We start from the raw sequence: 23704 nt of genomic DNA on the forward strand, positions 1-23704 counted from the left end.
TCCCGAATCGGGTATTTCCCTTGCGGTGTCGGGGGTGGCAACCCGCTATACTGCAACTCTTTTTTACGGCCGCATCACAATGCCGCCGGGTCGTCCAACACCACGGGGTTCGCGATTTGAACAAGGGCTTCTTCATGGTCATGGCTGCGCAGGCTCTGTCCTCCGTTGCGGACAATGCCTTGCTCATCGCGGCCATCGGGCTGATCGCCGATCTCAGCGGCCCGGATTGGATGGCCCCCATGATGAAGTGGTGGTTCGCGCTGGCCTATGTGGTGCTCGCAGCCTTCGTGGGCGCATTCGCGGATTCCTTCCCCAAGGGGCGGGTAATGTTCGCCACCAACGCCCTGAAGACATTGGGCTGCCTCATGATGTTCAGCTACGGCGCGTTCGGCCTGGGGCATCTGCATCAGCTCATGCTGATCTTCATGGCCTACACCGTGGTGGGCGTAGGTGCAGCGGCGTACTCGCCCGCAAAATACGGCATCGTCACCGAGATGCTGCCGCCGGAGCTGCTGGTCAAGGGCAATAGCTGGATCGAAGGACTGACCGTGCTCTCGGTCATCGTCGGCACCGTGCTGGGCGGCGTGCTCATCAGCCCGCGCGTCTCGGTCTGGCTGATGTCCTTCGACTGGGTGGATGCCTTGGTCGACAACAGCGCGCAAAGCGCCATCCTGGTGATCGGGGTGGTCTACATCGCAGCCGCCATCTGCAACCTGCTCATCCCCGACACGCACGCCTTCTACCCCCGCCAGCAAACGCACCCGGCCGCGCTGATCCGGAATTTCCGGCACTACGTCCACGTCCTGTGGACGGACAAGCTGGGGCAAATTTCGCTGGCGGTCACCACACTGTTCTGGGGTGCCGGGGCCACCCTCCAATTCATCGTCATCGAATGGGGCGCCCAACACCTGGGCTATCGCCTGGACCAGGCCTCCATCCTGATGGGTGTGGCCGCCTTCGGGACTGTCATCGGGGCCGTCATGGCGGGCCGCGTGCCGCTGCGCAAGGCGCTGGTCGTGCTGCCGGTCGGAGTGGCCATGGGACTCGTGGTGCTGCTCATGCCCCTGGTGTACAACCCATGGGCCGTCTACGTGCTACTGCTGTTGATCGGCGCGCTGTCGGGCTTCTTCGTGGTCCCCATGAACGCCCTCCTGCAGCATCGCGGGCACGTCCTGCTGTCGGCGGGACACTCCATCGCCGTGCAAAACTTCAACGAGCAGCTCAATATCCTGCTGATGCTGGCCGCCTACAGCCTGATGCTATGGCTGGGGCTTCCCATCAACAGCATCATTGCGCTCTTTGGCATCCTGGTGGCGTGCCTGATGCTGGCCTTCATGCGCTGGAACCAGTTGAACCACCGGGCCAATCCGGATCTGGGCAAATTGATCGGCCAGACCACTCACGGAACGGCGCTGCACTGAGCGCACGCGGCGCCGGATCAGCTCCGGCCAGCAGCCCCCCGGATCATGCCTGCGCCGCTCGCACGGCCTGCCCAAAGGCCACCATGTCCCGCCACGCCTCTGGCTTGTCTGCCGAGCGGACCAGCAGCGACGCGGGATGGTGAGTCACCCACACTGGAACGGTGTGGCCATCCGGTCCGCTCCAGGTGTGTGGGCCGCCCCGCAAGGCGTCCAGTTCGCGGGTCGACCCCAGAATCGCCTGCGCGGCCGTCTTCCCCAGCGCCAGAATCCAGCGCGGCCGCACCTGCGCGATTTCCTGATGCAGATAAGGCAGACAGGCCGCGATTTCCCCGGCATCGGGCACCTGGCCACCGACCGCCCGGCACTTCACGACATTCGTCAGGTACGCCGAGTCCACCTCCGGCAAGCGGGCCGCTGCCATCATGGCCTGCAACAGAGTCCCAGGGTCGCCCTGAAAAGGCATCCCCGAGGCGTCATCCTCGATGCCCGGCTGCTCGCCCACGATGAAATACAGGGGATGGCTCCGTACCCCGGCGCCCGGGACCGCACGGCTGCGCTGGGCGTGCAATGGACAACGGGTGCAGACCTGGACCGCTTGCGACAGCGCATCGAGGTCGGCGGCCGCCAACGTGGCCATCTCTCCCGAAGCGGCGGCCGGCGCGCGATCCGGCACCGGCGAGCGCGACACCGGGGGACGCGCCTGCAGGGCTCGCGGCAGCGCCGGGCCGGTTTGCGGGGCGGCGCCCGTCCCAGGCGACACCCCGGGTGGCGCTCCATTGCCCACCGGCGGCGGGCCGGAAGATTCTCGGGCGTTCAGCCAGTGGGTGTCCGCCCCCAGCTCGGCTAGCCAGGCGAGCTGGAGCGGCGACAACAGTACGCGGGGTTTCATGGCGCCGCCTGCTCGAGTGACAGCGTCATGAGCCAGGCGTCTTCGCGCTTGCCCTGGCCTGCGGGGTAATAAGCCCTCCGCAATCCCACCTGCTTGAATCCGTGGCGGTGATAAAAATTGATGGCCTTTGCGTTGCTCGGCCGAACCTCGAGTGTGAGCGCGGCCAGCCCCGCTCGCTCGCAGTGGTCGGTACAGTACTTCAGCAGCAACGTTCCCACCCCATGGCGCTGGGCATCCGGGCGCACGCCGATCACCAGCAGGTGCGCCATGTCGGGCGCATCCAGCACCAGCGCAAAGCCCTGCATGCCTCCCATCCGCCGGACCACCCACCCATGCTGGCCCGCCGCCAGGCTGTCCAGGAAATTCTGGCGCGTCCAGGGAAATGACTGAACCTGGCGCTCGATGGCAGCGACCTCGTCCACGTCGGCAGGCGCCATGACATGGACGGTCAGCGCCTGGGTTTCCACGGCCGGATTCCCGCCCAAGCCCGTCAGACGTTCCTGGGTGGTATAAGCGACCTTGTCACGGACGTAAGCGGGCGTTGCGTATTGCGCGTCCGTTGCGCGGCCCGTCTCCCATGCCCGAGCCGCCAGACGCGCGATGGTCGAAGCCTGCGCCGTGGCCGGCCCGGCGGAGGACACCTGGCTCGCGCCCAAGCCTGTCAGTTCGTCGGCCAGGCCTTCGAATACGCCCGTCGCATCGCCATGGACCTGCCAGCCGCCGCCAGCCTGCATGTCCCAATGGGCCGACTCGGCCGTCACCCAGGCCGCCACATCGGCACGTGCGAGCAGCGCCGGTGCCTGCAGGGTGGACCACTCCGAACCCGCCGCTTGGTAGGCCGCCGCATAGATCTCGTTCATGCGGGCATCCTGGAGGACCACCTGGACGCCCGCGGCATCCTGACCAGCCCCCTGCACCGCGATCGCGCACAGGGAATCGATTGGGATCACCGGCAAGCCCAGAGCCACCGCCATGCCTTGCGCCACGCCGCAGGATACCCTCAGGCCGGTGAACCCCCCCGGGCCCTGGCCGAAAGCCACGGCGGACAGGTCGCGCGGGTGCAGGCCCGCCGCGGAGAGCAGCGCCTGGGCCATGGGCAGGATGTGCTCGGTATGCTCGCTGCGCCCGTCGTGCTGCTCGGCGCTCAGCCGCATGCGGCCAGCGACGCGCGACAACAGCGCCGCCCCGCACAAAGTGCTTGATGATTCAAACGCAAGAATGTGAAAATCGTCCATGGCCGATCATTTTAATGGAGGCCGGGACTCCCCGCCTCCGCGAAAAAGTCCACAGCACGCCGGCCGCCGCCATCCGGGCGGATTGAAGATTCCGCGCTGCGGGCAGAGCATTGCGGGCGTTTGCACGGAACCATTCCGCGCCGCGCCCCTCCAATGTTTTTTATGTAATTTGTTGTGATAAGCACTGGTGCCCCCTCCTTGTCCCTGTTACATTTTTCGCATGAACACTCAAAATCAGACCCTGACACGCAAAATCCTGATCGTCGATGACGACCCCAGGCTGCGCGATCTGCTCCGCCGCTATCTGTCCGAACAAGGTTTCAACGTCTACGTTGCCGAAGATGCGAAGGAAATGGCCAAACTCTGGCAGCGCGAACATTTCGATCTGCTGGTGCTTGACCTGATGCTTCCCGGCGAGGACGGTCTGTCCATTTGCCGCCGCCTGCGCGGCAACCATGACAACACCCCCATCATCATGCTCACGGCGAAGGCCGAGGAAATCGACCGCATCGTCGGGCTGGAAATGGGCGCGGACGACTACCTGACCAAGCCCTTCAACCCGCGCGAATTGCTGGCCCGGGTCAACGCCATCCTGCGGCGCCGGGGGGCCGACGAACACCCGGGCGCTCCCAGCCAGGAAAACGAGTCCATCGAGTTTGGTCCTTACGTCCTGAACCTGTCCACCCGCACGCTGACCCGCAACACGGAATCCGTGCCAATCACCACCGGCGAGTTCTCCGTCCTGAAGGTCTTCGCCCGCCATCCGAAAGTTCCGCTCTCGCGCGACAAGCTCATGGAACTCGCCCGCGGCCGCGAATACGAGGCCTTCGACCGCAGCCTGGACGTCCAGATTTCGCGCCTGCGCAAACTCATCGAGCCCAACCCGTCCAAGCCCGTCTTCATCCAGACGGTCTGGGGCCTGGGCTACGTGTTCGTCCCTGACGGCGGTCAGTAACCCCTCTGTCGCCCGCGGGTCCGGACCCGCGGGCCGTTTTCATGACGACGTCCACGAAACGATCGGGCCGAAGTTTCCGGCCCCGGCTGGGGCTGTTCAGCCGTTCCTTTCTGTTGATTGCATCGCTGATGCTGGTCAGTCTGGGCGCCTGGCTGCAGGTGGTCTTCAACATCGAGGAAAGTCCGCGCGCCGCCCAGATGGCGCAACGTGTCGCTTCCACCGTCAGCATCACGCGCTCGGCGCTTGTGTATGCGCCACCCCAGGTGCGGCCCGCGCTGCTGCTGGACCTCGCGACCAAGGAAAGCCTGCGGGTACAGCCGCGCGAACCCGGCGATGTCCTCGAGCCAATGCCACATACCGCCTACTGGGACCGGGTGTCGAAAGAGATACAGAACCGCTTGGGCGGGCAGACCGTGATGATGTGGTCCGTGAATCAGGCGCCCGGCATCTGGATCAGCTTCCACATCGACCAGGACCACTACTGGCTGGTATTCGACCGCGATCAGTTGCGCCTGACTACCGGCCGCGAATGGCTGGGCTGGATCAGCGCCTCGCTGCTGCTGGCCCTGCTGGGCGCCGCCATCAGCGTCCGCTTCATCAACCAGCCGCTGGCCAAACTCGCCAGGGTCACCCAGCAGCTCACCCGGGGCGAGATGCCCACCCCTTTGCCTGAAAAGGGACCGACCGAAATCCGCGACCTGAACACCGCTTTCAACCGGATGGCGCGCGATCTGCGCCAGAATGAAGCGGACCGCGAACTCATGCTGGCTGGCATTTCGCACGACCTGCGCACGCCGCTGGCGCGCATGCGGCTGGAAATCGAGATGAGCCACATGACGGACGAGGCCCGCCAGGCGATCGACGAGGACCTTGCACAGATCAACCACAGCATCGGGCAACTCATGGAATACGCGCGCCCGGCCGGGCAGGTCCCCGAGGCCGGTATCGATGTCTCGCGCGTGCTGCAAGACTTGCTCGAACGCGAGCGCAGCCACACTGAATCCCTGGGCGGGGAGCTCAAGACCGACATCGCACCGGGCCTGCAGGCCCGCATCAGCGCCAATGATCTGAAGCGCATCGTCAGCAATCTGATCGAGAACGCGCGCCGCTACGGCCGCAGCGCCAGCGACGACCGCGTCCACATCGCGCTGAATGCCTACCAGATCGGCAACCTGCTGCGCATCGACGTTCAGGACCAGGGGGCAGGCATCCCGCACGCCGACATCCAGCGGCTGCTACGCCCGTTCGCGCGGGGCGAAACCGCCCGCACCGGTGTCAGCGGGGCGGGGCTGGGCCTGGCGATCGTTGAACGGCTGCTTGGCCAGGTCGGCGGCAAGTTCGAACTCATTTCAAGACCTTCCCAAGGGCTGCTGGCACGCATCGAAATCCCCAAGATCAAGGCCCGGCCGGCCGACAGACCCATGGCGTAGAATGGGGTCGTCGGTCGCACGGACCGATGCCACCTTAGGAGTCCCGATGAAGACCATAGGCGACAAGCTCGAGGCCTTCCGTGTCACCGGCGTCAAACCCGGATTCAATGAACACGAGGAAAACGGCGTCTCGGCTTTCGAAGACATCACGGAATCATCCTTCCCCGGAAAGTGGAAGGTCATCTACTTCTACCCCAAGGACTTCACGCGAGTCTGCCCGACCGAAATCGTGGGGTTCAATGCGCTCGCGGAAGACTTCGAGGAGCGCGACACGGTCCTCATGGGGGGGTCCACGGACAACGAATTCGTCAAGCTCGCCTGGCGGCGCGACAGCCCGGAACTGAGCCGGCTGAACCATTACCAGTTCAGCGACACGCCGGGGGCCCTCATCGACCAATTGGGCATCCGCGACCGCACGGCCGGCGTGGCACTACGCGCGACCTTCATCGTGGATCCCGACAACGTCATCCAGCATGTGTCGGTCAACAGCCTGAAAGTCGGACGCAGCCCCGCCGAAACCCTGCGGATCCTCGACGGTTTGCTGACGGACGGACTGTGCGCCTGCAACCGGGCCATTGGCGGCGACACGCTCTGACGGGGCCACCGCTCAGCCGCGCGCCAGCAACACCACGGCGTCGGCGGCGATGCCTTCGCCCCGGCCCACGGGGCCCAGCCCCTCGCCCGTCTTGGCCTTGACGTTCACGTCGACGGGTTGGATTCCAAGATCGGCCGCAATGCAGGCTGCCATGGCATCCGCGTAGGGTGCCAGCCGGGGGGCCTGCGCGTGCACGGTGGCATCCACGTTCACCGCTGCCCATCCCGCATCGTGCGCCAAGCGCGCCGCTTCCCGCAGGAACATACGGCTGTCGGCGCCTGCCCAGCGGGGATCCCGGTCCGGGAAATGGCGCCCGATGTCTCCCAGGCCCGCAGCGCCCAGTACCGCGTCCGTGATGGCATGCAGCAGCACGTCCGCATCCGAGTGGCCCACCAGACCATGCGTATGGGGAATCGTCACGCCCCCGATGATCAGGGGCCGGCCTTCGGCCAGACGGTGCAGATCCTGGCCCTGTCCCACCCGAAAGGGTGCCGTGTTCGTCATGGCCGGTCTCCCACCGCATAGCGCTCAAACCAGGCGAAGTCTTCTGGCCAGGTGAGCTTGAAATTTTCGCGTGCTCCCCGCACCAGCAAAGGTGCCCGGCCAGACCCCACCGTCCGTTCCACCGCCGACGCCTCGTCCGTGACCGCGGCGTCGCCTTGGCTGCTCTCCAACGCCGCCAGCAGCTCGGCCGCCGGAAACATCTGCGGCGTCTGCGCCAACCACAGGGACTCGCGTGAATGCGTGGCCGCTATCTCGCACAGATTGCCCGGTGCGGAGACCCGGGTCGCGCCACGGGCGTGATCCGCCGCCGCGATGGCGGACGCCGGGCGGCCTTGCTTGACGGTGTCATCCACCGGCACAGCGAGGATGCCGCCGCGCCCCGTCTGAAGGCAGGTGTCGATCAATCTCCCCAGGGCCGCGGCTGGCAGCCCCGGACGCGCCGCATCATGCACCAGCACCCAGGCCGTTCCGGGCAGATTGGCGTCCCGCAGGGCGGCGCGAACCGTATCGGCTCGAGCGGGACCACCGCAGTGCCGTACCACGGTGCGCGGCAGACCCTGCAATGCCGCCTCCGCCCAGACATCGGCCGCCGAAACGGCCACGCGGATCTGAGCGATGCGGGCATCGGCCAGCAGCGCACGAACGGCCAGCCGCAGCATGGGCTCGCCTGCAAGCAGCCGGTATTGCTTGGGATGGCCGCCGGCCATGGCCGCGCGCGCGCCGACACCAGCCGCCGGCACGATGGCCACCAGGGTTGGAGCATTCATGGTCGCTGATTGTAGACCAGTACACGGTCCACCCCTCCTGCAGTCACTCCAAAACGCACGCCGGGCGACTCCCGGCGCGCGTCGTTCAATGCCATAATGTCCCGCGTCCGGCCACCAACGGCCTATTGGAGCAGCACCCGCCATGAACACCCTGGAACTGCTGGAGATCGGCCCCGTCATCCCCGTCATCGTGATCGACGACATCGCCACGGCGGCGGACCTGGCGCGCGCGCTTGTCTCCGGGCACGTCCGGGCGCTGGAAATTACCCTGCGCTCCCCGACGGCGCTGGAGGCCATCCGCGTCATTCACGACGAGGTGCCCGAGGCCGTGGTGGGCGTAGGCACCGTGCGCACGCCGGCTCAGCTTGATGCGGCCTTGCGTGCCGGGGCCCGTTTCGGCGTGAGCCCCGGCCTGACAGAAGACCTGGCCCGGGCGGCCAGCACGGCCGGGGTACCGTTCCTGCCCGGCGTGGCCACTGCGTCGGAGGCCATGCGCGCGGCCGAACTCGGTTTCGGCGCGCTCAAGCTGTTTCCGGCCGAGGCGGCAGGCGGCGCGGCGCTGCTGAAGTCCTGGCTCGGTCCCCTGCCCGATTTGATGTTCTGCCCCACCGGCGGCGTCCATGCCGGCAACATGGCATCCTATCTGGCATTGCCCAATGTCCGCTGTGTAGGCGGCTCGTGGCTGACGCCACCTGCCGCCGTACGGGACCATGATTGGGACGCGATCACGGGTCTCGCCCGACAAGCCGCAGAACTCGGCGCGGTCGGTTCGGGGGCGCCCAAATCCTGACCGATGGGCTCACGCGGTCGGGAAAGCCGCCAGCGGCGGGTCGCCTCGCAAGACGCTGAGCAGGTTGCTCACGGCCATGTCGGCCATCGCCGTGCGCGTCTCATGGGTGGCGGACCCCATATGCGGAAGCGCCAGGACCCGGGGATGATCGAGCAGCCGGGAATCCAGGGGCAGCGGTTCGACCGCAAACACATCGAGCCCCGCCCCGCGCAAATGCCCGCTGTCGAGCGCGGCCAACAGCGCCGATTCGTCAACGATAGGGCCGCGCGCCGCATTGACGAGGATGGCCCCCTGTTTCATCCGCCCCAGTGCCTGGGCGCCTATCATGCCGCGCGTCTGCTCCGTGAGTGGCACCATCACGACGACGAAATCGGACTCGGCCAGCAATTCGTCCAGCGCAACGGCCCGCGCCTTGCCCGGCGGCAGGCCGCTGTCCACCGGGCGCCGGGAATGATAGAGCACCGGCATGCCGAACCCCAGAGCCGCACGCTGCGCCACGGCCCTCCCGATACGGCCGTAGCCGATGATGCCCAGCGTCTTGCCATGGACGTCCCAGCCATAATCCTCGGCTTGCAGGCTGTGGCGCCAGCGGCCCTCGCGCACGAGACGCGCCATCTCGAACATGCGGCGGCTGGTGGCAATCACCATGCCGAACAGCAGGTCGGCCACGGAATCGGTCAGCACATCCGGGGTATGGCAGAGCACGATGGAGCGACAGTGCAAAGCGGCCAACGGATAGTGATCCACACCAACCGAGATGCTGGATATGACGCGCAGATTCGGGGCGCGGTCCAGCACGGATTCGTCGATCTTCAACCCCGACCCGATGAGGCCCGCGACCCGGGGCAAGGCGGCCAGAAAGGTCTCGCGGTCGGCCTCGCCGGGGCTGTAGGCCTCGATGACCTCATGTTCCTGGCGCAGTCGTTGCAACTGCTCGGGCGGCACCTTGCGATACAACAAGACGGACTGACGGCTCATGGCCCAGGACTCCAATGACTTGATAGGTGGGGCCATGATAAGCCGGCCCAGGCCCGCATGCACGGGTGGCGCAGGCGCGCGACGGGCCGTCAGAGCCCGGCGGCGTCCAGAACGTCGCGCGTCGGCAGGCCTTCGGTATCGCCGCGGACCTGGACGGCGCGGGCGCCGATCCAGGCTCCCCGGGCCACGGCCTGTTCCAGCGTGCGACCCTCGAGCAGGGCGCTGACCACACCCACCGCGAAGCCGTCGCCCGCCCCCACGGTGTCCACCACGTGGGCTACCGGGACGGCGGGTACAATCCCCTGCTGGCGACCGTCATCGAAATAGGCGCCCGCGTCGCCCAGCTTCACGACCACGACCTTCGCACCGAGGTCCCTGTAGAAGCGCGCAATATCCGCTGGCGATTCGAGGCCTGTCAGCAACCGGGCCTCCTCCAGGCCGGGCAATACCCAGTCTGCCGACGCCGCCAGACCGTTGATGCAGGTCCGCATCGCCTCCGGCGAGGCCCACAATGACGGCCGCAGATTCGGATCAAAGGACACCGTCCGTCCGGCCGCCCGCATCAGGCCCATAGTGTGCTTCACGAGCGCATGAGTAGAGGCGGATACCGCCGCGAACACACCCGTGGCGTGCAGATGCCGGGCCGACATCAGCCACGCCTCGTCCACGTCGGCCACAGCCATGCGGCTTGCCGCGGAGCCTTGGCGGTGATATTCGACAAACGGATCGCTGCCATCGGTGACCTTGCCCTTGAAGAGCATGCCGGTGAGTTCGCCGGCCGCGCAGATCACCCGGGAACAGTCCACGCCCTCGCCACCGATGCTCTTCAGCAGGTAGCGTCCCACCGTATCCTGGCCCAGCCGGCTTGCCCAGCCCACGCGCAGGCCGAGGCGCGCGAGGCCAATCGCCACGTTGGTCTCTGCGCCCGCTGTGCACTTGTGAAACAGATCGACGGATTCCAGCGGCCCCGGCCGGTCAGCGACCAGCATCATCATGGCCTCGCCAAAGGTCACCGCATCGAGTTTCGCCGCCATGGCACCGTCATTTGGCATGGCGCCCTCATTTGGCATGGCGCAGACCGTCCAGAGCGTGGCGCGTCACCGCGCAAAGGTCCTCGCCCACGAGCGGGTATTCGATGGCCCGCATGGCATTCGCCGGCAAAGCCCGCAAAATCGCACGCCAGGGCGCTGCCGACTGCTCCAGCGGCACCGCCACCCATTTGTCGGGCCGGCGAAACACGCCTTTGCAGTGGATGTACCGCACGCGGCTGGCGAAGATGCGCGCCATTTCCAGCGGGGATTCACCCACCCAGTGCCAGTTTCCCACATCGAACGTCATGCCCAGCGGCACGGCGTGGGCATCGGATTCGCGGAAAAATGCCTCCAACGCCGGCTGGCTGCCCGAACACGCCTGCTGATCGTTCTCCACGAGCAGCGCCACCTCGCTTCCCGCCAGCAGGGACTTCAGCATCGGCAGGCCCGACGCGTCCCCCGGCGTAAAGCGGCCGATGGACATCTTCAGGACGGCCGCTCCCAACGTCCGCGCGCGCGCCAGATCTTCAACCACCGCCTCCTGCGCGAAGCGGCCCGCGTCGTCCCACAGGCCGCGAGGGCTGGAATACACGCAGCGCATGCCCGTGTCGGCCACAATCCGCGCCAGGTCGTCCAGCTCGCCCGGCTCGCCTCGCAGCAGCTCGCCGCGAACTTCCACGCCGTCGGCTCCGGCGTCGTGGGACAGGCGCGCGAACCAGGCCTGGCCATGGCGCCGGACTTCGGATGCGCCAAAAGCCGTCAGTGAGATCATCGCAACGCAGGATTCAGTCATCGTCAACCCGGAAAAGTTCTGCTGGGCGGAAACGGAAAAGCCGCCGCGTCAGGATTTCTTGAGCGCCGGCAGCGGCGTACCCAGCCATTTTTCGTAGAGCGTGCTGAATGCGCCGTTCTGGATATTCCGGTCAATCAGTTCGTTGATAGCCTTCAGCGTATCGGGCTCGCCCTGACGCATCGCAACGGCCATTTCCTGCTGCAGCAGCACAAATTTCTGGTTGAAGCGATCCGGTGCACGCTTGGCGATCCCCGCCGCCACGGTGGTGGAGCAGCCGATGGCGTCCACCTGACCCGAAAGCAGCGCCTGCATGGCCGAGGCGTCGTCGTCGAAGCGCTGGATCTTCGCATCCTTCGGTGCAATCTTGGTGACCGCGATATCCTGGGTGCTGGCCCGAGCCACACCGATCCGCAGGCCGGAAAGGCCTTCGGGGCCTGAAATCTTCAGCTTCTTGCCGCCGAAAACCACGATCTGGGCCGCCGAATAGGGGTGCGAGAACTGTACCTGCTTGGCGCGCTCCGGCGTAATGGCGAGCGAGGCCACCAACAGGTCGACCTTGCCCGTCAACAGGTAGGGAATCCGGTTCGGCCCGGTCACGGGCACGATGTTGAGCTTGACGCCCAGGTCCTTGGCCAGCGCCCGGGAAACGTCGGCGTCATAGCCATCGGGCTTGTTTTCGGCGTTCATGATGCCATAGGGGGGGAAGTCCACCAGCATTCCGACAGTGAGCTCGCCCTTTTGCTTGATCTGATCGATGGTCGCGGCCTGCGCGGCGGGGACCAACCCCAGTCCCAGCGATGCTGTGGCGGCCAATACGGCGGCACCGACGATGCGGCGAAGGGTACGATGAGTAAACATGCGTTGTCTCCTTGATATGGGTGGGCATGGCGCCCCCGTCAACCGTTCTGAAACCGGTTCACGAGTGTACTGCAAAGGTACGATGTCTCCACGGGATAGGCCTCTCCGCATGCGGGTGTGGGCCACCTCTCCTATACTATCGCCTTCATGGATTCCGCCGCTTTCACCCCCCTCATTCCCTCGGTCGCGACCACGCTGGCGGCGCTGAAGCCAGGCCAGCGCTACGCCCAGCCGCGCCCGCCCGGTTCGGGGGACGCCTGCCTGCTGGCCGCATTGGCCCGCGAAGCGGGCCATACGCTGGCCGCATTCTGCGCCGACCCGCTGGCGGCCCAGCGCCTGGCTGACGAAATCGCGCTGTTCGATCCCGACCTGCGGGTACGCTTCCTGCCCGATTGGGAGACGCTGCCCTACGACAGCTTTTCACCGCACCAGGACCTGATCTCGGAACGTCTGCGCACGCTGCATTCGCTGACCCAGAATGCGGTCGACGTGCTGGTGGTGCCGGTCACCACCGCGCTGGTGCGTCTCGCGCCCACGGCATTCCTGGCCGCCTACACCTTCGCCTTTCGCCAGGGCGACACGCTGGACGAGGAGCGCCTGCGCGCACAACTGACGCTGGCGAATTACAGCCATGTCACGCAAGTGAGCGCACCGGGTGAATTCTGCATCCGGGGTGGGCTGATCGACCTCTTTCCGATGGGCTCCGCGCTGCCTTACCGCATCGACCTGTTCGACCGCGAGATCGAATCCATCCGCAGCTTCGACATCGACACGCAACGGAGTCTATATCCTGTGCGCGACATCGAGCTGCTGCCCGGGCGCGAGTTCCCGATGGACGAGGCCGCCCGCACCCGCTTCCGCGCCCGCTTCCGGGAAGTCTTCGAAGGCGATCCTTCGCGCGCACTGCCCTACCGGGACATCGGCAACGGCATCGCGTTCGCGGGCATCGAATACTATCTGCCGCTGTTTTTCGAGCACACGGCATCGCTGTTCGATTATCTCCCCGAGGGCACCATCACGCTCACGCTGGGTGACGTATCCACGGCGATCACGCACTTTCACCAGGACGCCCACAATCGCTGGCAGTTCCTGAAGTCGGACCCCGAACGCCCGGTGCTGGCGCCTGAGGCGCTGTTCCTGGCCGACGATGAATTCCACAGTCACCTGAAGGTCACCTCGCGCCTGGCGCTGATCAATGATCAACCTCACCCGGATTTCGCGCCCAGCCCCAACGTGGCCATCAACCGGCGCGCCGAGGACCCTCTGGCGAACTTGCGCCGGCATCTGGACCAGAGCCCGGAACGCACCGTGATCTGCGTGGACTCCGCCGGTCGGCGAGAGACTATCACGGAGCTGCTGACCGACTACCGCCTGCCCCCGGATGCCGCCTTCGATACCTGGCAGGATTATCTGGCAGGACAATCCCGTTTCGCGCTGGTCATCGCGCCACTCACCGCCGGCTTCCTGATGCCCCCGGCGCGGCTGGCCATCCTGACGGAAAATGACGTGTACCCCAGCCAGTCCGGTCGTCCGGCCGGCCGCCGCCGGCGCCGCGCCGAACGCGCCAGCAACGTCGACTCCATGGTGCGCGACCTGGCGGAGCTGCACGTCGGAGACCCTGTCGTTCACGCGCAGCACGGCATAGGCCGCTACCGCGGGCTGGTCAACATGGACCTTGGCGAAGGTCCCATTGAACTGCTGCACCTGGAATATGCCCACGAGGCCACGCTGTACGTCCCGGTGTCGCAGCTTCACCTGATTGCGCGCTACAGCGGTGCCGACCCCGAACACGCGCCCCTGCATCCGCTGGGGTCGGGCCAGTGGGAAAAGCTGCGCCGCAAAGCCGCGCGCCAGGCCCGCGACACGGCTGCCGAACTGCTCGCCCTGTACGCGCAGCGCGCCGCCCGTGACGGCCTGCATTTCCAGCTTCCGGCCCGGGACTACCAAGCGTTTGCCGAGGGTTTCGGCTTCGAGGAGACCCCCGACCAGGCGTCCGCCATCGAGGCCGTCATCCAAGACATGACCTCCGGCCGCCCCATGGACCGGCTGGTGTGCGGCGACGTGGGCTTCGGAAAGACCGAAGTCGCCCTGCGGGCCGCATTCCTCGCTGTCATGAACGGGCGGCAGGTGGCGCTGCTCTGCCCCACCACACTGCTCGCCGAGCAGCACGCCCAGAACTTCATCACCCGCTTCGCGGACTGGCCGGTGCGCATTGCGGAACTGTCGCGCTTCCGGACCGGCAAAGAGACAGCTCGGGCCATCGCCGGGCTGGCCGACGGATCGGTGGACATTGTCATCGGCACGCACAAACTGCTGTCCAGGGAGATCCGCTACAAACAACTGGGCCTGGTCGTCATCGACGAAGAACACCGCTTCGGGGTGCGCCAAAAGGAAGCCCTGAAGGCGCTGCGGGCCGAGGTCGACGTGCTCACGCTCACGGCCACGCCGATCCCCCGGACGCTGGGCATGTCGCTCGAAGGCATCCGCGATTTCTCGGTCATCGCCACGGCCCCGCAGAAGCGGCTGGCCATCAAGACCTTCGTGCGCCGCGAGGATGGAAGCACCATCCGCGAGGCCATCCTGCGCGAACTCAAACGCGGTGGCCAGGTGTACTTCCTGCACAATGAAGTCGAAACCATCCACAACCGCCGCGCACGGCTGGAAGAGCTGGTGCCCGAGGCGCGCATCGCGGTCGCCCACGGCCAGATGGGCGAGCGGGAACTGGAAGAGGTGATGAAGGGCTTCTACCAGCAGCGCAGCAACGTGCTGCTCTGCACGACCATCATCGAGACCGGCATCGACGTGCCGACCGCCAACACCATCCTGATCCATCGTGCCGACAAGCTCGGCCTGGCCCAGCTCCACCAGCTGCGGGGACGGGTGGGACGCTCGCACCACCAGGCCTACGCCTACCTGCTCACTCCCGGTGAGGACGCCATCACGTCCAACGCCAAAAAGCGGCTGGAAGCCATCCAGTCCATGGAGGAACTGGGCGCCGGCTTCTTTCTCGCGATGCACGACCTGGAGATACGGGGCAGCGGCGAGATCCTGGGCGAATCCCAATCGGGCAACATCCAGGAAGTGGGTTATTCGCTCTACAACGACATGCTCGCCGCCGCGGTGCGGGCGCTCAAATCGGGCGAAGAGCCTGATCTGGACGGGCCGCTGGATGCGCAATGCGAGGTCAATCTTCACGCCCCCGCTCTGCTGCCGTCCGATTACTGCGGCGACGTACAGGCCCGATTGGGCCTTTACAAGCGCCTCGCGCACGCCAAGGACGCGGACGGCCTGACCGAAATCCAGGAAGAGTTGATCGACCGCTACGGAAAGCTGCCCGAGGCGGGCCAGACACTGATGTCGCTGCATCGCCTGCGCCTGCTCGCGGAGCCGCTGGGCGTCATCAAGATCGACGCCGGCGAAACGCAGGCGTCCATCCAGTTCTCCGCCCAGCCCAGCGTGGAGCCGCTGCGCATCATCGAGCTGGTCCAGCAGGATCGCCAGATCCGCCTGAACGGCCCGGACCGCCTGAAGGTCGCCTACGGCGGCGCGGTGGACGTGCCCGGCCGCGTGCATCAGCTGCGCGGGCTGCTGCAGAAGCTGGCCGCGTAGTTTCCCCCCACTTTGCCCGTCATCGTTTGAAATTCATTTGAAACAATAATCATTCTCAACTAGAATCGTTGTGAATTGCAAATCATTCTCATGACTTATATCAATAACGGGAGGAAATCAAATGGAGGGACCTCACCCTTCGAGCGCGGCCAGGCTGACCGGCGGCCTGGCCGCGGCCATCGCCACCCCCACCCTGTTCCTGCTGCCACAGGCCGCACAGGCCGATGATCCGGTGCAGCTCGCTCCCGTCAAGGTACTGGGTGAAAAACCGGCCCCTTTTCTGGTCAAGGACTCAGCCTCGGACAAATTCACGGCACCTGTGCTGGACACCGCCAAGTCTCTGCAGATCATCCCTCAGGAGCTCATCCACAGCCAGGCCGCCACCACGCTGGCCGAGGTACTGCGCAACTCGCCCGGTATTACCTTCGGGGCGGGCGAAGGCGGCAATCCGCTGGGCGACCGCCCATTCATTCGCGGCTACGATGCCCAATCCAGCACCTTCGTCGACGGCCTGCGCGACATCGGCGCCACATCGCGCGATGTCTTCAACCTGGAGCAAGTCGAAGTCATCAAAGGGGCAGACAGCGCCTACGCGGGCCGAGGCGGCGCTGGGGGCAGCATCGACCTGATCAGCAAGACCGCCGGGCTGCGCGACTTCACCGATGTGTCTCTGACAGCGGGCACCGATGACTATTTCCGCCAGACGGTGGACAGCAACTGGAGGCTGGGCGACACCACGGCCTTCCGGCTCAACGCCATGAACCATAGCCAGGACGTGGCGGGGCGAGACGCCGTGGACTATAAACGCTGGGGCGTGGCTCCCACCCTCAGTCTGGGTCTGGGCACGCCGACACGACTCACCTTGAGCTACTACCACATGGAGTCGGACGATACGCCCGACAGCGGGATTCCATACGCCTATCCCAGCAGCTGGATCAACGACGGCGGCAAGAACCAGGCCAAACCGGGCTACGATCCCGCCATGACCGGCACTGGCCCTGCGGACGTAGACCGCAGCAACTTCTACGGCCTGACCAGCGACTACCGGCACACCCGCAGCGACATGGGCACACTGCGCATCGAGCACGATCTGGCTGATCATCTGACGTTGCGCAACCAGACCCGCTATACCCGCGGGACGCAGCGCTACGTCTGGACGCAGCCCGACGACAGCCAGGGCAACGTGCTGGATGGCCAAGTCTGGCGGCGCGCCAACACCCGTGACAGCCGCGTCAGTACCTGGGCCAACCAGACGGAACTACAGGGCGAGTTCAACACCGGATCCTGGGTACACCGCTTCCTGACCGGGATCGAACTGTCCATGGAGGATGGCCGCAAGGACAGCCTGGCCGTGGACCGGGACGGCAACGACAGCGCCATGAACAAAGCATGCTCGCCAGGGACTTTCGGGCCGGGATCCAATTACCATTGCACCGGCCTCTACAATCCCGACCCGGGCGACCCCTGGGTCAATACCGAGAGCGGCGGCCCGCTGGGCCAGCCCATCTACGCCCGCACCCTCACCAAATCCCTGTACGGCTTCGATACCGTCAAGCTCGACGAGCACTGGCAAACCACGCTGGGCCTTCGTGTGGACGACTATGACACGCGGCTGAGCCCGTTCGAGGCGAATGCCATCAGCCGCCACGACACGCTGTTCAACTACCAGCTCGGACTGGCCTACAAACCCATCGAGAACGGCACCTTCTACATATCCTACGGCACCTCCTCCACACCGGCCGGCGCAACGCTCCAGGAGGGCAGCGAAACGCAGGGCCTGACTCCGGGGCGCAACAACGTGGGACCGAACGCCGCAGACATGGCTCCGGAAAAGAACCGCACTCTGGAACTGGGCACCAAGTGGGACATGCTGGACGGGCGCCTGGGGCTGACGGCCGCCGTCTTCCGCGTGGACACCACCAACGCGCGCGTCACCCTGCCCAACGGCGACTACGCCATGGCCGGCAAGAAGCACGTCGATGGCGTCGAGGTGGGCATTTCAGGCAACCCGACGTCCCGGTGGCAGATATACGGTGGCTACACCCATCTGAAGAGCCGCATCGACGACAACGGCAGGGACAGCCAGTACGAGGGCAACGCCTTCCCCAACACACCGCAAAACAGCCTGAGCCTGTGGAACACGTATGCCTTCACACCACGCGTATCGGCCGGCGTCGGGGCCTTCTACGTCGGCAAGCAATACGGCAACGTGCAGAACACGGCCACCATCCCAGCCTACTGGCGCTTCGACGCCATGGCGCGCTACCAGTTCAGCAAGACGGCGGATCTGCAGATCAATGTCAACAACCTGACGGACAGGGCCTACTACGATGCCGCCTACGCCGCGCACTACGCTTCCATCGCGCCGGGCCGCTCGGCCGTCGCCACATTGAACCTGCACTTCTGATGGGAAGCGTATCGGCTCCGCTGGCCGCCGGAGCGCCTCACGCCGGGGCCTGCGGCGGCTCGGCGACCCCGGCGGCGGTACTGGACGGCCGCACCATCAACCAGGCCCAGCCGGAGCACCTTGCGGCCGACCTGCGGCGCATTCTTGCCGGTCCGCCCTGCGCGGCGGCCGCCACGTTGCGCGCAGCGGCGGAGGGCGGGGTCGTCCAGGCCCAGCTCGTCTACGGGCAATGGCTGCTGGACGGGCGGGGCATGACCCGCGACCCGGCGCAAGCCGTGCAGTGGTTCCACCATGCGGCGCGCCGCAGTGAACCCATGGCGCTCAACATGCTGGGGCAATGCCATGCGCAGGGTTGGGGTGTGGCCGTCAATTTCCTGATGGCAGCCTACTGGTTCCGGCTGGCGGCGCTGGGCGGACTGGATTGGGGCATGTACAACTACGCCACGGCGCTGACGATGGGCCAGGGTGTGGAGATGGATCGCGCGGCCGCTCTGGACTGGTTTCTCCAAGCGGCAGCGCTGGACCATGCCAAATCCATGAACATGGTTGGCAGCTTCCACGAAGACGGCTGGGTCGTGGACCGCGATCTGGCGGCCGCCGCGCGCCACTACAGGCGCGCTGCCGAACGCGGCGACTTCCGCGGCCAGTTCAATACGGCCCGCTTGCTGATCGGCGAAGGCCGCATCGACGCCGCCCTGCCCTGGCTCACGAAAGTCCCGACTTCCGCCACCCCCGCATTCCTGCACAAGGCGACTGCCTGGCTGCAGGCGCTGCCGGGTATGCCCGCGCGGCACCCGGCTGATCGGGAACGCCATGCCCCCCTGCGGGCCGTCTATCTTTCCAGAGTGGAGGAGCTACGCCTGCGCCATGGCGCCCGAGAGCCCCTTTTCCAATGCGGGGAGGCGGCGTAAACGGGAGCGGCCAGGCAGACTAATGCTGCCGCCGGAACCAGTTCAGGACGGCGTCCAGCGGGCTGACGTCCAGCGTGAATCGCGCCTGGGCCCGCACGATCGGTTTGGCCCGATAGGCGACCGAATAGTGCGCGAGGGCCATCATGGGCAGATCGTTGGAACCGTCGCCCAGCACGATGGTCTGCTCCGGCGTGGCACCGACCGCCTGCACCGCAGCCTGCACATGATGCGCCTTGGCCGCGCCATCGACGATGGGTCCCAACAGTCGCCCCGTCAGCACGCCATCGACGATTTCCAGCGTATTCGCATGCGCCTCATCCAGCATCAGTCCCCGCCGCAGGCGCTCCGTGAAGAACGTAAATCCCCCGGACACCAGCACCACCCGGATGCCGTGCTTCTGCGCCGTGTGGATCAGCGTCTCGGCACCCGGATTGAGCCTCAGGCGCTGGGCGAAGACCTGTTCCAGCGCGGACTGCGGCGCGCCCTTCAGCAACGCCACGCGCCGCCGCAGGCTCTCGGAAAAATTCTTTACCTCGCCGCGCATCGCGGCCTCGGTGATCGCAGCCACCTCGGCCTTGCGGCCCACGGCGGCGGCGATCTCGTCGATGCATTCGATATTGACCAACGTGGAATCCATATCCATCGCCAACAGCTTGCAGTCGGCCAGGCGATGAATGGTCTCCAGCCACGCCGCATCGATGCGTGCAGCTTGCGCAAGCTCCATCACCTCGGCCCGCGTATCGGGCTCCACGTTGAGCAGCCGCACGGCGGTGGGCGTGAGTTCCTGCACGCCGCTGGCGCACCCAACGGCGGCGAGCCGCTCGATGTCGTCGCGCACCAAGCGCGGTGCCTGCAGGATGACGTGGGCCACGCGGTGTTCTCCAGCTAGTGGTGGCGCCTGGCTTTGAGCATGTAGCGCCAGACGAAGCCAGGATAGGCCAGCACCAGGAACAGAGCCAGCGTCACCGCATAGAATTCCCAGCCCTGGGTGAACGCATTGCCCAGATTGAGCTCCAGAGCGTTGCCCAGGGTCCCGACCAATACGTAGCTCACAAGAACTTCGAGGAAGCGATCAATGAAGGGCTTGACGGGCGCGGCCGGCCGACGACCGGCAAGCGGCGCCGGTTGCGCCGTCGGTTCGGCAGACTGCGATTGAGCCGCGACCGTTGGCGCATCAGAAGATCCCGTGCCGGAAGCTCCCGCCCGACCCGGCAATCCCGGCCAGTACAGCCAGGCAGCCATGACGGCTACGCTGACCAGCAATTTGACGAGGAACAGTCCGGCTGCCCCGCCACCGCCCGCAAACGCGCCGCCAACCAGCGCGAGCGTCCCATAGGACCAGAGGGCTACACCCGCCAGAAAGACCAGACAGCGCAACCAGCGCAAGCCCGGGCCGGTCCCGCTCGGACCCGCCCATCCCCAGGCCGCCAGCGGCCGGTCAAGGGCGAACGGAAGATTCGCCATCACCAGCGCACTGAAGATGACCAGCCACACTGCCACCGACAGGGTCATGATGCGTCTCGCTCAGCCGCCGTTGAAATCAGAACACCAGCGACTGCGTGATCACGCGTTCGCACAGCGCAATCAAACCGCCGGGCAAAATGCCCAAGCCAATGATCAGCAGACCGTTGATCGACATGACGCCGCGCGTGGCAAAGGTCCCGGTGCTGAGCACCATGCCGTCCTCGGGCTCGTCGAAATACGCCATCTTGATCACCCGCAGGTAGTAGAAGGCGCCGATCAGCGAGCACATCACGGCAAACACCGCCAGCCAGACATAACCGGCACTCACCACGGCCTGCAGCACGATGAGCTTGGCGTAGAAGCCCGACAGCGGCGGGATCCCGGTCAGCGAGAACATCGACAGCAGCAGGACGCCCGCCAGCAGCGGATTGCGGCGATTCAAGCCCTTCAGGTCCGAGATTTCCTCTGCCTCGAAACCCTGGCGCGACAGCAGCAGGATCAGGCCGAAGGTGGACAAGGTGGTGAGCACGTAGATCACGACGTAGAACAGCGATGCGCCATAGGCGGACGCATTGGCGCCGGCCTGGCCGCTGGCGACGCCCGACAGCAGCCCCAGGAATACATAGCCCATCTGCCCGATCGCCGAATACGCCAGCATGCGCTTGAAGTTGGTCTGCGCGATGGCGACGATATTGCCCAGCGCCAGCGACAGCACCGCCATGATGAGCAGCATGGGTTGCCAGTCCAGGGCAATGCCGTGCAGGCCCTCGATGAGCAGCCGCAGCGTGATGCAGAAGGCCGCGAACTTCGGCGCCGCGCCCACCAGCAGGGTGACCGTGGTCGGCGCCCCCTGGTAGACATCGGGCGTCCACATGTGAAACGGGGCCGCCGTGAGCTTGAACCCCAGGCCGGCGACGATGAACACGACGCCGAACGCCAGCGGCAAGGCCTGAGCGTGGCCGCCCCGGATCACCGCGGCGATTTCAGCCAGCCCGATCTCGCCGGTCGCGCCGTAGATCATGGACATGCCATAGAGCAGGATGCCCGATGCCAGACAGCCCAATACGTAGTACTTCATGGCCGCTTCGGTCGACGCCAGGTGATCCCGGCGCAGCGCCACCAGCGCATAGAGCGCAAACGACATCAGTTCCACGCCCAGATACACGGTCAGCATGCTGCCGGCCGAGATCATGACGAACTCACCCAGCAGCATGAGGAGCGTGAGCGAATAAAGTTCGCCGCCCCGCGTCGTCATGTCGCGCTTTTCCGCATAAGAGCGGCCGTAGATCAGCGTCACGCCCACGGCAATCGCCGACAGGATCTTCAGGAAATGACCCAGAGAATCCGCCACATAGAGGCTGCTGAAAGTGCGCCCGTGCAGATCGCTGCTCCACTGCCCCCAGGACACCAGAATCACGATCAGCAAGGTCGCCATGGTCAACGTGAACGTCACGCGGCGCCCGGCATCATGATCGAAGGCATCCAGCAGCAGGACCAGGCCGGTGAGCGCCAGCAGCACGATCTCGGGTGTCGCCAGTGCGAAATCAAATAGAGTATGCATGATTAGTCAGGCCTACAGTTTCGAGACAGCCACATGCTGCATCAGCGCATTGACCGAGGGGTGCATCAGGTCCGTGAAGAAGCTCGGGAAGATCCCAAGGAACAGCACCATGATGGCCAGCAGTCCCAGTATCAGATATTCACGCCCGTTGATGTCCTTCATGCCCGAGACGTTCTCGTTGGCGACCGGCCCATAGGCCACGCGCTTGAGCATCCACAGCGAATAGCCCGCGCCCCAGATCAGGGCGGTCGCGGCCAGCAGCCCGACCCAGAAATTGAACTGGACGGCACCGAGGATCACCGTGAATTCGCCCACGAACCCGCTGGTCCCCGGCAGGCCCGCATTGGCCATGGAAAACAGCACGAAGAAGGTCACGAATTTCGGCATGCGGTTGATGATCCCGCCATAGGCGTCGATGCGCCGCGTGTGCAGCCGGTCATACATGACGCCGATGCACATGAACATGGCCCCCGACACGAACCCGTGCGACAGCATCTGGATGATGGCCCCTTCCATGCCCGTGACGTTGAACAGGAAGAAGCCCAGGGTCACATACCCCATGTGGGCGACCGACGAATACGCCACCAGCTTCTTCATGTCGTCCTGCACGATGGCCACCAAGCCGATGTAGATGATGGCGATCAGTGAAAGCAGGATCATGAGCCCCGCCAGGCTGTGCGAGGCATCGGGGGCAATCGGCAGCAGGAAGCGCAGGAACGCGTAGCAGCCCAGTTTCAGCATCACGGCCGCCAGCACGATGGAACCGCCCGTGGGTGCCTCGACGTGCGCATCCGGCAGCCAGGTGTGGATGGGCCACATGGGAATCTTCACCGCAAAGGCGGCCAGCAGCGCGATGAAGATGAAGATCTGCTGCGAATAGTTCAGCTTCAGGTGCTGCCAGGTCGCCACATCGAACGAGCCATTGGACTCATGCCACAGGTAAATGTAGGCGATCAGCGTGAGCAACGATCCCAGCAACGTGTAGAGGAAGAACTTCAGGGCCGCGTAAACCCGGTTCGGCCCCCCCCAGGCCCCGATGATGATGTACATCGGGATCAGCGTGGCTTCGAAGAAGATGTAGAACAGCATCCCGTCCAGCGCGCAGAACACGCCGATCATGAGCCCGGACAGGATCAGGAACGCCGCCATGTACTGCGCCACGCGAGATTTGATGATCTCCCAGCCGGCCAGCACCACGATGACGGTGATGAAGGAAGTCAGCAGCACGAACCACACCGAGATCCCGTCGATTCCCAGGTGATAGTTCAGGTTGAACGTATCGATCCAGGGCTTGTTCTCGACGAACTGCATGTCGGCCGTGTGCGGGTTGAAACCCGTGTACAGCGGCAATGTCACCAGGAAGCCGGCGATGGAGCCGATCAGCGACAGTACCCGGGCCGGGCCGGGATGATCATCCCGCCCGATCAGCAGCACCAGCAATCCGAAGATGACCGGGACGAAGATCGATAGTGTCAGCCAGGGAAGTGATGAAGACGCCATTTCGCT

At 65.5% G+C, this 23704-nt stretch carries 19 protein-coding genes and 1 pseudogene; 8 read left to right on the forward strand and 12 right to left on the reverse strand.

All coding sequences use genetic code 11. The features are described 5' to 3' along the window. Positions 1-116: 116 nt before the first annotated feature. Positions 117-1421, forward strand: a complete 1305-nt coding sequence (gene lplT / locus ACVCMJ_RS07545) for a lysophospholipid transporter LplT (protein WP_447080822.1) — start codon at positions 117-119, stop codon at positions 1419-1421. 43 nt (positions 1422-1464) lie between these two features. Here lplT and ACVCMJ_RS07550 read toward each other — a convergent pair whose 3' ends face one another. Both ACVCMJ_RS07550 and tsaB read right to left on the reverse strand, forming a co-directional pair. Next, positions 1465-2310: a uracil-DNA glycosylase gene (locus tag ACVCMJ_RS07550; protein WP_447080823.1), complete on the reverse strand. Its 846-nt coding sequence runs from the start codon at positions 2308-2310 to the stop codon at positions 1465-1467. Then, the gene (gene tsaB / locus ACVCMJ_RS07555; RefSeq protein WP_447080824.1) at positions 2307-3545 is read right to left on the reverse strand and encodes a tRNA (adenosine(37)-N6)-threonylcarbamoyltransferase complex dimerization subunit type 1 TsaB; all 1239 of its coding nucleotides are present in this window, start codon (positions 3543-3545) and stop codon (positions 2307-2309) included. The genes ACVCMJ_RS07550 and tsaB overlap by 4 nt, the downstream gene beginning before the upstream one ends. 220 nt (positions 3546-3765) lie before the next feature. On the opposite strand from tsaB, the gene ompR reads away from it, so the two are divergent. From ompR to ACVCMJ_RS07570, 3 genes are read left to right on the forward strand one after another with little or no spacing between them, the layout of a single operon-like run. Further along, a complete protein-coding gene (ompR, locus tag ACVCMJ_RS07560; RefSeq protein WP_447080825.1) occupies positions 3766-4500 on the forward strand; it encodes an osmolarity response regulator transcription factor OmpR in 735 nt (244 codons plus the stop codon). A gap of 41 nt (positions 4501-4541) precedes the next feature. Beyond that, positions 4542-5930, forward strand: coding sequence for an ATP-binding protein (locus tag ACVCMJ_RS07565; protein ID WP_447080826.1), 1389 nt, complete (start codon positions 4542-4544; stop codon positions 5928-5930). Positions 5931-5976: 46 nt separating this feature from the next. After that, entirely contained in the window at positions 5977-6525 is a 549-nt protein-coding gene (locus tag ACVCMJ_RS07570) for a peroxiredoxin (protein WP_447080827.1), read from the forward strand. Between the two features lie 12 nt (positions 6526-6537). Here the strand turns inward: ACVCMJ_RS07570 and ispF are convergent, their stop codons facing one another. Beyond that, a complete protein-coding gene (gene ispF / locus ACVCMJ_RS07575; protein ID WP_447080828.1) occupies positions 6538-7029 on the reverse strand; it encodes a 2-C-methyl-D-erythritol 2,4-cyclodiphosphate synthase in 492 nt (163 codons plus the stop codon). After that, positions 7026-7796 (reverse strand): IspD/TarI family cytidylyltransferase, encoded by a 771-nt coding sequence (locus tag ACVCMJ_RS07580; protein ID WP_447080829.1) that lies wholly within the window; start codon positions 7794-7796, stop codon positions 7026-7028. The genes ispF and ACVCMJ_RS07580 overlap by 4 nt, the downstream gene beginning before the upstream one ends. A 142-nt stretch (positions 7797-7938) precedes the next feature. Between ACVCMJ_RS07580 and eda the strand changes: the two genes are divergently transcribed. Then, positions 7939-8586: a bifunctional 4-hydroxy-2-oxoglutarate aldolase/2-dehydro-3-deoxy-phosphogluconate aldolase gene (gene eda / locus ACVCMJ_RS07585; RefSeq protein ID WP_447080830.1), complete on the forward strand. Its 648-nt coding sequence runs from the start codon at positions 7939-7941 to the stop codon at positions 8584-8586. 9 nt (positions 8587-8595) lie between these two features. Here the strand turns inward: eda and ACVCMJ_RS07590 are convergent, their stop codons facing one another. The 4 genes from ACVCMJ_RS07590 to ACVCMJ_RS07605 all read right to left on the reverse strand — a co-directional run bounded on the left by ACVCMJ_RS07590 (position 8596) and on the right by ACVCMJ_RS07605 (position 12246). After that, the gene (locus ACVCMJ_RS07590; RefSeq protein ID WP_447080831.1) at positions 8596-9564 is read right to left on the reverse strand and encodes a 2-hydroxyacid dehydrogenase; all 969 of its coding nucleotides are present in this window, start codon (positions 9562-9564) and stop codon (positions 8596-8598) included. Positions 9565-9653: 89 nt separating this feature from the next. Beyond that, positions 9654-10598: a sugar kinase gene (locus tag ACVCMJ_RS07595; protein ID WP_447082694.1), complete on the reverse strand. Its 945-nt coding sequence runs from the start codon at positions 10596-10598 to the stop codon at positions 9654-9656. A gap of 25 nt (positions 10599-10623) precedes the next feature. After that, entirely contained in the window at positions 10624-11388 is a 765-nt protein-coding gene (locus ACVCMJ_RS07600) for a sugar phosphate isomerase/epimerase family protein (RefSeq protein ID WP_447080832.1), read from the reverse strand. Between the two features lie 48 nt (positions 11389-11436). Beyond that, the gene (locus ACVCMJ_RS07605; RefSeq protein ID WP_447080833.1) at positions 11437-12246 is read right to left on the reverse strand and encodes a transporter substrate-binding domain-containing protein; all 810 of its coding nucleotides are present in this window, start codon (positions 12244-12246) and stop codon (positions 11437-11439) included. Between the two features lie 147 nt (positions 12247-12393). On the opposite strand from ACVCMJ_RS07605, the gene mfd reads away from it, so the two are divergent. The 3 genes from mfd (at position 12394) to ACVCMJ_RS07620 (ending at position 19173) form a co-directional block, all read left to right on the forward strand. Beyond that, positions 12394-15855, forward strand: coding sequence for a transcription-repair coupling factor (gene mfd, locus ACVCMJ_RS07610; protein WP_447080834.1), 3462 nt, complete (start codon positions 12394-12396; stop codon positions 15853-15855). Positions 15856-15976: 121 nt separating this feature from the next. Continuing rightward, a complete protein-coding gene (locus ACVCMJ_RS07615) occupies positions 15977-18262 on the forward strand; it encodes a TonB-dependent receptor (protein ID WP_447080835.1) in 2286 nt (761 codons plus the stop codon). Continuing rightward, positions 18262-19173, forward strand: coding sequence for a tetratricopeptide repeat protein (locus tag ACVCMJ_RS07620; protein WP_447080836.1), 912 nt, complete (start codon positions 18262-18264; stop codon positions 19171-19173). The genes ACVCMJ_RS07615 and ACVCMJ_RS07620 overlap by 1 nt, the downstream gene beginning before the upstream one ends. A 19-nt stretch (positions 19174-19192) precedes the next feature. On the opposite strand, the gene serB is transcribed toward ACVCMJ_RS07620, so the two are convergent. The 4 genes and pseudogenes from serB to ACVCMJ_RS07640 all read right to left on the reverse strand — a co-directional run bounded on the left by serB (position 19193) and on the right by ACVCMJ_RS07640 (position 23698). Further along, complete coding sequence (serB, locus tag ACVCMJ_RS07625) at positions 19193-20044, reverse strand: phosphoserine phosphatase SerB (RefSeq protein ID WP_447080837.1); 852 nt, start codon at positions 20042-20044, stop codon at positions 19193-19195. A 14-nt stretch (positions 20045-20058) separates the two neighbouring features. Then, positions 20059-20259 (reverse strand): annotated as a pseudogene (locus tag ACVCMJ_RS07630) (DUF2818 family protein); the annotation flags it as partial. Positions 20260-20713: 454 nt separating this feature from the next. After that, positions 20714-22201 carry an NADH-quinone oxidoreductase subunit NuoN gene (gene nuoN / locus ACVCMJ_RS07635; RefSeq protein WP_447082695.1) on the reverse strand — a complete coding sequence of 496 codons (1488 nt, stop codon included), beginning with the start codon at positions 22199-22201 and terminating at the stop codon, positions 20714-20716. Between the two features lie 9 nt (positions 22202-22210). Further along, positions 22211-23698: an NADH-quinone oxidoreductase subunit M gene (locus ACVCMJ_RS07640; protein ID WP_447080838.1), complete on the reverse strand. Its 1488-nt coding sequence runs from the start codon at positions 23696-23698 to the stop codon at positions 22211-22213. Positions 23699-23704: the final 6 nt, after the last annotated feature.

Source organism: Castellaniella sp. UC4447_H14 (assembly GCF_052978285.1).